This window comes from Luteimonas sp. A482, assembly GCF_054072655.1.
Genome location: NZ_JBSVRO010000004.1, coordinates 234,096 through 244,962 on the forward strand (window position 1 = coordinate 234,096; position 10,867 = coordinate 244,962).

Below are 10,867 nucleotides of genomic sequence, written 5' to 3' on the forward strand. Positions count from 1 at the left end.
GATCAGGTTCCATGGGTCAGCCGCGCCAGTTCATCGGCCTGATGCTCGCGCGAGAGGCGATCGACCAGTGCGTCGACGTTGCCCTCCAGCACGTTCGGCAGGTCGTACAGGGTCAGGCCTTCGACGCGGTGGTCGGTGATCCGGCCCTGCGGGTAGTTGTAGGTGCGGATGCGCTGGCTGCGGTCGCCGCTGCCGACCTGCAGCTTGCGGTTGGCGGCGGTGGCGGCGGCGCGGCGCTCGGCCTCGGCATCGGCCAGGGTGGCGCGCAGGCGCTTCATCGCCTTGTCGCGGTTGGCGTGCTGGCTGCGCTCGGTCTGCGACTCCACCACCACGCCGCTGGGCAGGTGGGTGATGCGGATCGCCGAGTCGGTCTTGTTGACGTGCTGGCCGCCGGCGCCGGAGGAGCGGAACGTATCCACACGCAGGTCGACCGGATTGATCTCGATCGGCTCGCCTTCCTCCTCCACCGGGATGATCGCCACGGTCGCGGCCGAGGTGTGGATGCGGCCCTGCGATTCGGTTTCCGGCACGCGCTGCACGCGGTGGGCGCCCGATTCGAACTTGAGCCTGGCGTAGGCGCCTTCGCCGTCGACGCGCGCGATCACCTCGCGGAAGCCGCCGTGCTCGCCCGGGCTGGCCGATTCGACCTCCACCCGCCAGCCCTGACGCTCGGCGTAACGGGTGTACATGCGCAGCAGGTCGCCGGCGAAGATCGCCGCTTCGTCGCCACCGGTGCCGGCACGGATCTCCAGGTACAGGCCGCCATCGTCGCGCGCGTCGCGCGGCACCAGCAGCGCCATCAGCGTGTCGTCGAGCGCGACCAGGCGCGCCTGCGCAGCGGTGATCTCTTCTTCGGCCAGATCGCGCAGTTCGGCATCGACGCGCATGGCCTCGGCTGCGGCCAGGTCGGCGCGTGCGCGGCCCTCGTCGGCCAGGGCGGCCGCGAGCGGCGCAAGCTGCGAGAACTCGCGCGACAGCGCCCGAAAGCGGGTCTGGTCGCCGGCCACCCCGGGATCCGAGAGCAGGCGTTCCAGTTCGTCGCGGCGTTCGGCCAGCGCTTCGAGCTTACGGCGCAGGGTCGGCAGCATCGTCGTCGCGCGGGACAGGCCGCAGCAGGGGTTCGAAGGCGCGCAGCAGGTCGAGGTTGCCGCGTGCGGCGGCGTCGCGCATCGCCGCGGTGGGTACGTGCAGCAGGCGATTGGTCAGCGTGTGGGCGAGTTGGTCGATCACGGCGCCGGGATCCTGGCCGGCGGCGATCTGCTGGCGCGCGCGGGCGACCAGCTCGACCCTTGCGGCCTCGCCATGCGCGCGCAGGCGCTTGAGCGGCTCGTTGCGTGCGCCCAGCGCCAGCGCCTGGGCATAGCGCCCGACCTGCAGGTCGACGATGGTCTCGGCCTGCTGGGCGGCGTCGCCGCGGCTGCGGCGGTTCTGCTCGACCACGCGGTCGAGGTCGTCGACGGTGTAGAGGAAGGCGTCCTCGAGCTCGGCAACGTCAGGCTCGATGTCGCGCGGCACCGCCAGGTCCATCAGCAGCATCGGCCGCCGCTTGCGCAGCGCCAGCGCCTGCGCGACCTGCGGACGGGTGAGGATCGGCGACTGGCTGGCGGTGGCCGAGAACACCACGTCGGCCAGGAACAGGTGGCGTTCGAGCTCATCCAGCGGCAGCGCGACCGCGCCATGGCGTTCGGCCAGCTCCTGGGCGTGGCGATAGGTGCGGTTGGCGATCAGCAGCCGCTTCACCCGTGCCTGGGTGAGGTGGCGCGCGGTCAGTTCGATGGTCTCGCCGGCACCGATCAGCAGCACCACCGAATCGTCCGGCCGGGCGAAGGACTCCTGCGCGAGGCGCACGGCGAGCGAGGCGACCGACACCGGGCTGGAGCCGATGCGGGTTTCGGTGCGCGCGCGCTTGGCGGTGACGAAGGCGTGCTGGAACAGGCGGTCGAGCTCGCCGCCGATTGCGCTGGACGCGCGCGCCATCGACCAGGCCTGCTTCACCTGCCCGAGGATCTGCGGCTCACCCAGCACCATCGAATCCAGGCCGCAGGCGACGCGGAACAGGTGTCGCGCGGCTTCGTCGCCCGAACGCCGGTACAGGTAGGCATGCAGGGCCTGCCCCGGATCCGCGTCGTCGTCGCCTTCCCCCGGATGCGAGCCCAGCCAGTCGGCGAGCACCTGATCGTCGTCCGCCGACGCGTACAGCTCGGTGCGGTTGCAGGTCGACAGCAGCGCCACTTCGCGCACGCCCGGCAACGCGCGCAGTTCGGCGAGCGCGGCGGGAACCGCGCTGTCGGCGAAGGCGACGCGTTCGCGCAGGGCGACCGGTGCGGTCTGGTGGTTGATGCCGAGGGCGTACAGGGTCATTGCGTGCTGGCTGGCGGCCCGTCCGGCGTTTTGCCGTTCAGGCGCTTGCGATAAGCTTCCGGGTCGTCAGGACATCATTTTAAGGCCCGGCCGACGTCGATGCCCGCTTTTCCGAAATTCGCCCGCCGGATCACCCTGTTCTGCCTGCTTCTGGCGCTGCCGCTGGCGCCCGCCAGCGCGGTTGACGCGCCGCTGCGCGAGGACGTGCTCGGCGCGACCATGGCCGGCGAATTCGCACTGCAGGCCGGGCGCCTGGACGAGGCCGCAGCCTGGTACCTGGACGCCGCCCGCGCCGCCGGCGAGGGCGAAGCGGGGCTGGCCGAGCGCGCCACGCGCATTGCCCTGCTGGGCAAGGACGACCGGCTTGGCGCCCGCGCGCTGGCGCTGTGGAGCGAACGCGCGCCCGGTTCGCTGGCGATGCACGCCGCCGAGGCGACCCTGGCCTTGCGCCAGGGGCGCGAGCGCGCGGCCTTGCGCAAGCTGCGCGCGCTGATTGCCGAGCCCGATCCGGCCGGCTGGCGCCATGCGCTGTTGGTGATCGCCACCGGGCCGCGCGATCCCGAGGTCTCCGGACGGATCATGCGACGCCTGTTCGCCGCCGGTGCCGTGCCGGACCAGCTGCAGGCCTGGCTGGCGTTCGGTGACCTGGCGCAGCGGCTGGAGCAGGGCGAACTGGCCCGCGACGTGGTCGAGCGCATCGTCGAGCGCTTCCCCGGCGAGCCGCGCATCGCCCTGCTGCGGGCGTCCCTGCTGCGCGAGTCCGGCGATCTGGACGGTGCGCGTGATGCGCTGGCCGGGGCTCGCGACGCGATGGCCATCGTGCCCGAGCTGCGCCTGGCGATGGCGGCCGAATACGATGCCCTCGGCGATCCCGCGGCCGCCGAACAGGTGCTGGCCCAGGGCCCGCAGGACCGCCGCAGCTACGCGCTGCGCGCCTCGCTGCTGGCGCGTGCGGACGACAAGGAGACGCTCGCGGCGCTGTACGACGAGCTGCGCCGTGATGCCGCCAATCCCGACCCGCAGCAGCGCCTGCTGCTTGGCCAGGTGGCCGAATTCCTGGATCGCGATGCCGAGGCGCTGGACTGGTACGACAGCGTGCCCGGCGGCGAGCCGCGGCTGCAGGCGCGGCTGCGCGCGGCCAACGTGCTGCACGAACTGGAGCGTCGGGACGAGGCCTTCGCCGCGCTCCGGCGCCTGCAGGTGGACGCCGCGATCGACGAGAACGCACGCCGCGCGGCCTACCTGCTCGAAGGCGAGCTGCACGCCAAGGACCAGGACTTCGAGGCCGAGAACGAGGCCTACGCACGCGGCCTGGGCGACTGGCCGGACGAACCCTCGCTGCTCTACGCCCGCGCGCTGATGTGGGAGCGCCGCGACGACATCGGCCGTGCCGAGGCCGACCTGCGCCGGATCCTGGTGGCCGAACCGGAAAACGTCGCCGCACTCAACGCGTTGGGCTACACCCTGGCCGACCGCACCGATCGCTACGCCGAGGCGCTGGAGCTGATCGACCGCGCCCGCGTGGCCGAGCCGGGCAACGCCGCGATCGTCGACAGCTACGGCTGGGTGCTCTACCGGCTGGGGCGTCTGGACGAGGCGCTGGTCGAGCTGCGCCGTGCCTACAGCCTGCAGAAGGATGCCGAAATCGCCGCCCACATCGCCGAGGTGCTGTGGAAGCTCGGCCGCCGCGACGAGGCGCGACGCTACTTCGACGACGCGCGCCGGCTCGATCCGGACAACCGCTCGCTGCAGCGCGCGCTGGAGAACACCGGGGCATGACCCATTTGCGCATCCACGCCGCGGCCGTGATCGCGGCGCTGTTGCTCTCGGCCTGCGCCTCGCAGCCGGTGCGCACGCCGGTGCCGGTCGATCCGCAGCAGGCACGGCAGTCCGCTGCCCACCGCGCCGCGCTCGCCGACTGGAACCTGTCGGGTCGGGTCGCGATTTCCGGTGGCCGCCAGGGCGGCAGTGGCCGCATCGACTGGACCCAGCGCGGTGACCGCTACGACATCACCCTGTCCGCGCCGGTGACGCGCCAGGGCTGGCGCCTCAGCGGGGACGCGGCCTCGGCCCGGCTCGAGGGCATCGAGGGCGGACCCCGCGAAAGCGCGGATGTCGAGGACCTGCTGCGCGCCGCCACCGGCTGGGAGGTCCCGGTCCGGGCGATGGTCGACTGGGCCCGCGCCGTGGTCGCGCCCGAGGCCGCATACGGACCGGCGAAGGTCAGCCACGGCGCCGGCAACCTGCCTGCGCTGATCGGGCAGGCCGGATGGCAGGTCGAATACCGGGACTGGTACGAGGCCGGCCCCGGCCAGCCGGCGCTGCCGCGGCGGATCGAAGCGACGCGCGACGATGCGCGGGTGCGGCTGATCGTCGACAGCTGGACCTTGGTGCCGGGCGCAGTCCCGCCTCCCGGGGATGCCGGCACGGATTCCCCGGACCAGGCGCTTGCGCGGACGCTGCAGACCCTGCGTCTGGACGATGCCGGCGCCGACATGCGCGAGCGGGCCGCCGCCGGCGACCTGCGTCCGGTGGCGGTCTGCGGCTTTGCCTGCCTCGCGCCCGGCTTCGGGCCCGAAGGCGCGGCGGTCGCGCAGGGCGTGGAGATGCGGATCATCGACGGCAGCGGCGATGCCATCATCGGCGACCGGCACATGGCGCTGAAGCTGCAGGCCCAGGCCTATGCAGAGACCTACAACCGCGCACTCGCGGCCTGGTTTCGGGCGCGTGCGGACGCTGGCGACGCCGCGTCGGCGGACTGAGGGCATGCTCTCGCGTTCCGACGGCGATGGCTGGTCGTCCTGGCCGGCGCCGGCCAAGCTGAACCTGTTCCTGCACATTCCCCGGCGCCGGGCCGATGGCTATCACGAGCTGCAGACCGTGTTCCGGATCCTCGACTGGGGCGACACGGTCCGCCTGCGGCCTCGCGCCGACGGCGTGATACGCCGTGTCGGCATCTCCGTGAGTGGGGTCGCGGAAGCCGACGATTTGGGCATTCTGGCTGCCAACTTGCTCCAAAAATCCGGCAAGATCGCGCAAGGTGTCGATATCTGCATCGAAAAGCGCATTCCCGCCGGCGCCGGGTTCGGCGGGGGATCGTCGGACGCCGCCACCGTCCTGCGTGCGCTGAACCAGCTCTGGGATGTGGGTTTCGATACCGATGAGCTCGCTGCCCTGGGGCTGACACTCGGTGCCGACGTGCCGGTGTTTGTCCGTGGCCATCACGCCTGGGCCGAAGGGGTGGGCGAACTGCTGACCCCGGTCCAGCTGCCGCCGGCCTGGTACGTGCTGGTCGATCCGGGCGTGCACGTGAACACGGCTGTCCTGTTCCAAGCGCCTGAATTGACGCGAAATGCTGCACCCGCGACAATATCGGACTTCGTTTCGGGAGCTGGGCTCGGCAATGCGTTCGAGCCGGTGCTGCGCCGCCGCGAACCCGCCGTCGAGGCGGCGTTCGTTGCGCTGGCGCGGATCGGCACGCCGCGGTTGACCGGCTCGGGCAGCGGCTGTTTCGTCGAGTTCGCCACGCGCGAATCCGCCGAAGCCGCGCTCGCCGCGTTGCCATCGGGCCTTCGTGCCTGGGTGGCGGCCGGCGTTGTGCGTTCGCCGCTGCTGGATGCGCTGGAAGCAAGAACACAATAGGGGCGTCGCCAAGCGGTTAAGGCACCAGGTTTTGATCCTGGCATGCGTAGGTTCGAATCCTTCCGCCCCTGCCATATGCCATCGAGGAGTGATCAGGCTGGTTGGTCGAAACGCGGGAGCGGCACGCTCCGCTTTTCCATCGCCGCCGTGATTGCGAATCATGGAACCACCGCAAGGTCAGAGCGAAGCGGAGTAGTCGAGATGAGAGAGGATCGGAACCTGTTGATCTTCTCGGGCAACGCGAACAGACCGCTGGCGCAGTCGGTGTGTCGCGAGCTCGGGGTGCGGCAGGGCAGGGCGCAGGTTTCGACGTTCTCCGACGGCGAGGCGCAGGTCGAGATCGAGGAGAACGTGCGGCGGCAGGACGTGTTCGTCATCCAGCCGACCTCCGCACCCTCGGCCGAGCACCTGATGGAGCTGCTGGCGCTGATCGACGCGCTCAAGCGCGCCTCGGCCTCCTCGGTGACCGCGGTGGTGCCGTACTTCGGCTATGCGCGGCAGGACCGGCGCATGCGCTCCTCGCGCGTGCCGATCACCGCCAAGCTGGTGGCAAAGATGTTCACCGCCGCCGGCGCCGACGGCGTGCTGACGGTCGACCTGCACGCCGACCAGATCCAGGGCTTCTTCGATATCCCGGTCGACAACGTCTACGCCTCGCCGCTGCTGCTGGCCGATATCTGGCGCGCGCACGGCACCGACAACATGGTGGTGGTCTCACCCGACGTCGGCGGCGTGGTCCGCGCCCGCGCGCTGGCCAAGCGCCTGGACGACGCGGACCTCGCGATCATCGACAAGCGCCGCCCGAAGGCCAATGTCGCCACGGTGATGAACATCATCGGCGACGTCGCCGGCAAGACCTGCGTGCTGGTCGACGACATCGTCGACACCGCCGGCACCCTGTGTGCCGCAGCCGGCGCGCTCAAGTCCAGCGGTGCCGAGAAGGTCGTCGCCTACTGCACCCATCCGGTGCTCTCGGGCGCGGCGATCGACAACATCACCCGTTCGCAGCTGGACGAACTGGTGGTGACCGATACCATCCCGTTGGCTGAAGCGGCCCGCGCCTGTGGCCGCATCCGCCAGCTCAGCGTCGCCGAGATGCTGGCCGAGACGATCCGCCGGATCGCCTTCGGAGAATCCGTCAGTTCGCTCTACCTGGACTGACACTGCCGCTCACCTGGTCGCGGGTGAGCGTTTCCAACCGCCGCGAGGCGGTAATCCTACGTAAACAAGAGAAGCAAACATGGCAACGACACATCAAATGAAGGTCGAGCGCCGCGCAGACGAAGGTAAGGGTGCGAGCCGCCGCCTTCGCCACGCGGGCAAGATCCCGGCCATCGTCTACGGTGGCGACAACGATCCGGTCAGCATCCAGCTCGACCACGAGCCGGTGTGGCTGGCCAGCCAGAACGACTGGTTCTATTCGTCGATCCTCGACCTGAGCCTGGGCGGCGACATCCAGCGGGTGCTGCTGCGCGACATCCAGCGCCACCCGTACAAGCAGCTGATCATGCACCTGGACTTCCAGCGCGTGAACGAGAAGGAACTGCTGCGTACCTCGGTGCCGCTGCACTTCACCAACGAGGACACCTCGCCCGCCGGCAAGTCCGCCGACGTGGTGGTGACCCACGAGCTGAAGGAAGTCGCGGTCGAGTGCCTGCCGTCCGCCCTGCCCGAGATGATCGAAGTCGACCTGTCGGAGCTGAAGCTCGGCGACATCATCTACCTGTCCGACCTCAAGCTGCCCGAAGGCGTGGAAATCCCGCAGCTCAAGGTTGGCAAGGACCATGACGACGCCGTCGTGATCGCCAAGCTTGGCCGCGAGGAGCCGGCTGAAGAAGAGGGCGAAGACGGTGAAGGCGGCGACGTGCCTGCCACCAAGGCCGGCGACGACAAGTGACCTTCGCGTAGCGAAGGTCATCCCGAGCCGCAGGCGAGGGATCCCGTCCAGGATCGGCGCAGCGCGTTGCGCGCCCGCCGGTCCTGCAGTCGGGTCCTGCCTTGCGGCCCGGATACGTCACGATGGAAGGATTGCGACTCATCGTCGGCCTCGGCAACCCGGGGCCGGAACATGCGCGGACCCGGCACAACGCCGGGTTCCGCTTCGTCGACGCGCTCGCCGAGCGGGCGGGTGCGCGGTTTGGCCTGGAGGCCAGGCTGTTCGGTGAGGCGGCGAAGATCGATATTGACGGGCGCCCGGTCTGGCTGCTGCGGCCGGCGACCTTCATGAACCTCAGCGGCAAATCGGTGACCGCGGCGCTGCGCTACTGGAAGATCGAGCCCGAACAGGCGCTGCTGGCGCACGACGAGCTGGACCTGCCGCCCGGCGTGGCCCGGCTCAAGTTCGACGGTGGCCATGGCGGCCAGAACGGCCTGCGCGACACCATGAAGCTGCTTGGCCACGGACGTTTCCACCGCCTGCGCGTCGGTATCGGCCACCCTGGCCACAAGGACCGCGTGGTGTCCTGGGTACTGGGCCGGCCTGGAAGCGGCGACGACATCATGATCAACCGCGCCGTCGACGACGCCATCGACGTGCTGCCGCTGGCGGTCCAGGGCGACTTCAACGAGGCGATGAAGCGGCTGCACACGGTGGCGCCGCAGTGAGTGGCTCGCGTGCTCGCTGTCAGCCGCGCCTGTGGCGCGGGTAGCCGTCAGACGCTCTCGGTCACACCCTTACCCCCTGACAGACGGTGCAACCGCCGACTGACTCAACCCCTTACAGGCGGCGCAACCGCCGACTGACGGATCAAGACATGGGCATCCAATGTGGCATCGTCGGCCTGCCGAACGTGGGCAAGTCGACCCTTTTCAATGCGCTGACCAAGGCGGGCATCGCCGCGGCCAATTTCCCCTTCTGCACGATCGAACCGAACCTGGGCGTGGTGCCGGTGCCGGACCCGCGGCTGGGCGCGCTGGCGGAAATCGTCAAGCCAGAGAGGGTGGTGCCGACGGCGGTGGAGTTCGTCGACATCGCCGGACTGGTCGCCGGCGCTGCCAGCGGCGAGGGCCTGGGCAACAAGTTCCTGGCGCACATCCGCGAGGTCGATGCGATCGCACACGTGGTGCGCTGCTTCGAGAATCCCGACGTCATCCACGTCAACAATCGGGTCGACCCGCTCGCCGACATCGACACCATCGACACCGAGCTGGCGCTGGCCGACCTGGAGTCGGTGGACAAGTCGATCGCGCGCTACGAGCGCGTGGCCAAGAGCGGCGACAAGGACGCCAAGGCCCGCATCGAGATCCTGCAGAAGCTGCGCACCGCGCTCGATGACGGCAAGCCGGCGCGCTCGGTGTCGCTGGACGACGAGGAGCGGGTGCTGGTGCGCGAGTTGTTCCTGCTGACCATGAAGCCGGTGTTGTACATCGCCAACGTGCTCGAGGACGGTTTCGAGGGCAATCCGCACCTGGACGCGGTGCGCGCACGCGCGGCCGGGGAGGGCGCCGAGGTGGTGCCGGTTTCGGCCGCGATCGAGGAGGAGCTCAGCCAGCTCGAGGACGCCGACCGCGACGAGATGCTGTCCAGCTATGGCCTGGAGGAGCCGGGATTGAACCGGGTGATCCGCGCGGCCTACCGGCTGCTCGGCCTGCAGACGTACTTCACCGCTGGCGTGAAGGAGGTCCGCGCATGGACGGTGAAGGCGGGCGCCACCGCGCCCCAGGCCGCCGCAGTGATCCATACCGATTTCGAGAAGGGCTTCATCCGCGCAGAAACCATGGCTTACGACGATTTCATCCGCTACCGCGGCGAGTCGGGCGCGCGGGACGCCGGTCGACTGCGCCTGGAGGGCAAGGAATACCGGGTCCAGGAGGGCGATATCCTGCATTTCCGGTTCAACGTCTGAGTCCTGGCCTGGGTGCCGGGCGGGTGGGCGTCGGGTACCGTGGCGGGCGATTTCGGTACCCGCTTCCGGAATGCGTTGACATGCCCGTCCCCGACCTCCAAAATAACGGGCTGTTTCACCGGCTCTTCGATGACCGGAGGGATACCCAAGCGGCCAACGGGGGCAGACTGTAAATCTGCTGGCTTACGCCTTCGGTGGTTCGAATCCACCTCCCTCCACCAGTCATCAATCGGTAAAATCCAGGCAACCGCGCGGCGCGGGAGTAGTTCAATGGTAGAACCTCAGCCTTCCAAGCTGATGGTGCGGGTTCGATCCCCGTCTCCCGCTCCATTGCACCTTGCGACACGCAAACCAGTTCCAGCGCTCACGTAGCTCAGTCGGTAGAGCACCTCCTTGGTAAGGAGGAGGTCGAAGGTTCGATTCCTTTCGTGAGCACCATTCAGGCGGGTCTTCCCGCAAGCGTCCGGCTCCCCCCAGCCGGGACGTCCACCACCAGCAGTCACAACCGTCAGCGAGAGTCACAGTCATGGCAAAGGGTAAGTTCGAGCGCACCAAGCCCCACGTGAACGTGGGCACGATTGGTCACGTGGACCACGGCAAGACGACGCTGACGGCGGCGCTGACGAAGATCGGTGCGGAGCGTTTCGGCGGCGAGTTCCGCGCCTACGACCAGATCGACATGGCGCCGGAAGAGAAGGCGCGCGGCATCACGATCTCGACCTCGCACGTCGAGTACGAGAGCGCGAACCGCCACTACGCGCACGTCGACTGCCCCGGGCACGCCGACTACGTGAAGAACATGATCACCGGTGCGGCGCAGATGGACGGCGCGATCCTGGTGTGCTCGGCCGCTGACGGCCCGATGCCGCAGACGCGCGAGCACATCCTGCTGGCGCGTCAGGTGGGCGTGCCGTACATCGTGGTCTACCTGAACAAGGCGGACATGGTGGACGACGCCGAGCTGCTGGAGCTGGTGGAGATGGAAGTGCGCGAGCTTCTGTCCAAGTACGAGTTCCCGG

Annotated in this window: 10 protein-coding genes and 4 tRNA genes; 12 read left to right on the top strand and 2 right to left on the bottom strand. The window is 69.4% G+C overall.

Translation table 11 applies throughout. From position 1 onward, the window contains the following. Positions 1-2 precede the first annotated feature (2 nt). Together prfA and hemA are read right to left on the bottom strand one after the other, a co-directional pair. Positions 3-1,088, bottom strand: a complete 1,086-nt coding sequence (prfA, locus tag ACW5DW_RS13550; protein ID WP_457019559.1) for a peptide chain release factor 1 — start codon at positions 1,086-1,088, stop codon at positions 3-5. Then, positions 1,066-2,361 (bottom strand): glutamyl-tRNA reductase, encoded by a 1,296-nt coding sequence (hemA, locus tag ACW5DW_RS13555; protein ID WP_457019560.1) that lies wholly within the window; start codon positions 2,359-2,361, stop codon positions 1,066-1,068. The genes prfA and hemA overlap by 23 nt, the downstream gene beginning before the upstream one ends. A 99-nt stretch (positions 2,362-2,460) precedes the next feature. Between hemA and ACW5DW_RS13560 the strand changes: the two genes are divergently transcribed. The 12 genes from ACW5DW_RS13560 to ACW5DW_RS13615 all read left to right on the top strand — a co-directional run. Further along, positions 2,461-4,140, top strand: a complete 1,680-nt coding sequence (locus tag ACW5DW_RS13560; protein WP_457019561.1) for a tetratricopeptide repeat protein — start codon at positions 2,461-2,463, stop codon at positions 4,138-4,140. After that, on the top strand, positions 4,137-5,123 hold the full coding sequence (lolB, locus tag ACW5DW_RS13565; RefSeq protein WP_457019562.1) for a lipoprotein insertase outer membrane protein LolB: 987 nt from the start codon (positions 4,137-4,139) through the stop codon (positions 5,121-5,123). Before ACW5DW_RS13560 ends, lolB begins: the two co-directional genes overlap by 4 nt. Before the next feature lie 4 nt (positions 5,124-5,127). Then, complete coding sequence (gene ispE, locus ACW5DW_RS13570) at positions 5,128-6,003, top strand: 4-(cytidine 5'-diphospho)-2-C-methyl-D-erythritol kinase (RefSeq protein WP_457019563.1); 876 nt, start codon at positions 5,128-5,130, stop codon at positions 6,001-6,003. Then, positions 6,002-6,077, top strand: a tRNA-Gln gene (locus ACW5DW_RS13575). The genes ispE and ACW5DW_RS13575 overlap by 2 nt, the downstream gene beginning before the upstream one ends. A 127-nt stretch (positions 6,078-6,204) precedes the next feature. Further along, complete coding sequence (locus tag ACW5DW_RS13580; protein ID WP_457019564.1) at positions 6,205-7,164, top strand: ribose-phosphate diphosphokinase; 960 nt, start codon at positions 6,205-6,207, stop codon at positions 7,162-7,164. Between the two features lie 79 nt (positions 7,165-7,243). Beyond that, entirely contained in the window at positions 7,244-7,900 is a 657-nt protein-coding gene (locus tag ACW5DW_RS13585) for a 50S ribosomal protein L25/general stress protein Ctc (protein ID WP_457019565.1), read from the top strand. Positions 7,901-8,022: 122 nt separating this feature from the next. Next, complete coding sequence (gene pth, locus ACW5DW_RS13590) at positions 8,023-8,607, top strand: aminoacyl-tRNA hydrolase (protein ID WP_457019566.1); 585 nt, start codon at positions 8,023-8,025, stop codon at positions 8,605-8,607. Between the two features lie 149 nt (positions 8,608-8,756). Further along, complete coding sequence (gene ychF / locus ACW5DW_RS13595) at positions 8,757-9,848, top strand: redox-regulated ATPase YchF (protein WP_457019568.1); 1,092 nt, start codon at positions 8,757-8,759, stop codon at positions 9,846-9,848. Positions 9,849-9,983: 135 nt separating this feature from the next. After that, a tRNA-Tyr gene (locus ACW5DW_RS13600) sits at positions 9,984-10,069 on the top strand. Positions 10,070-10,104: 35 nt separating this feature from the next. Then, a tRNA-Gly gene (locus ACW5DW_RS13605) sits at positions 10,105-10,178 on the top strand. A gap of 32 nt (positions 10,179-10,210) precedes the next feature. Continuing rightward, positions 10,211-10,286 (top strand) — tRNA-Thr (locus tag ACW5DW_RS13610). Positions 10,287-10,374: 88 nt separating this feature from the next. Further along, the coding region (locus tag ACW5DW_RS13615; RefSeq protein ID WP_457019569.1) for a GTP-binding protein at positions 10,375-10,867 on the top strand (493 nt) is incomplete at its 3' end.

Excerpts from the sequence above, each read along its gene's own strand:
- prfA (WP_457019559.1), bottom strand. The coding sequence starts at position 1,088 with ATGCTGCCGACCCTGCGCCGTAAGCTCGAAGCGCTGGCCGAACGCCGC.
- hemA (WP_457019560.1), bottom strand. The coding sequence starts at position 2,361 with ATGACCCTGTACGCCCTCGGCATCAACCACCAGACCGCACCGGTCGCC.
- ACW5DW_RS13560 (WP_457019561.1), top strand. The coding sequence starts at position 2,461 with ATGCCCGCTTTTCCGAAATTCGCCCGCCGGATCACCCTGTTCTGCCTG.
- lolB (WP_457019562.1), top strand. The coding sequence starts at position 4,137 with ATGACCCATTTGCGCATCCACGCCGCGGCCGTGATCGCGGCGCTGTTG.
- ispE (WP_457019563.1), top strand. The coding sequence starts at position 5,128 with ATGCTCTCGCGTTCCGACGGCGATGGCTGGTCGTCCTGGCCGGCGCCG.
- ACW5DW_RS13580 (WP_457019564.1), top strand. The coding sequence starts at position 6,205 with ATGAGAGAGGATCGGAACCTGTTGATCTTCTCGGGCAACGCGAACAGA.
- ACW5DW_RS13585 (WP_457019565.1), top strand. The coding sequence starts at position 7,244 with ATGGCAACGACACATCAAATGAAGGTCGAGCGCCGCGCAGACGAAGGT.
- pth (WP_457019566.1), top strand. The coding sequence starts at position 8,023 with ATGGAAGGATTGCGACTCATCGTCGGCCTCGGCAACCCGGGGCCGGAA.
- ychF (WP_457019568.1), top strand. The coding sequence starts at position 8,757 with ATGGGCATCCAATGTGGCATCGTCGGCCTGCCGAACGTGGGCAAGTCG.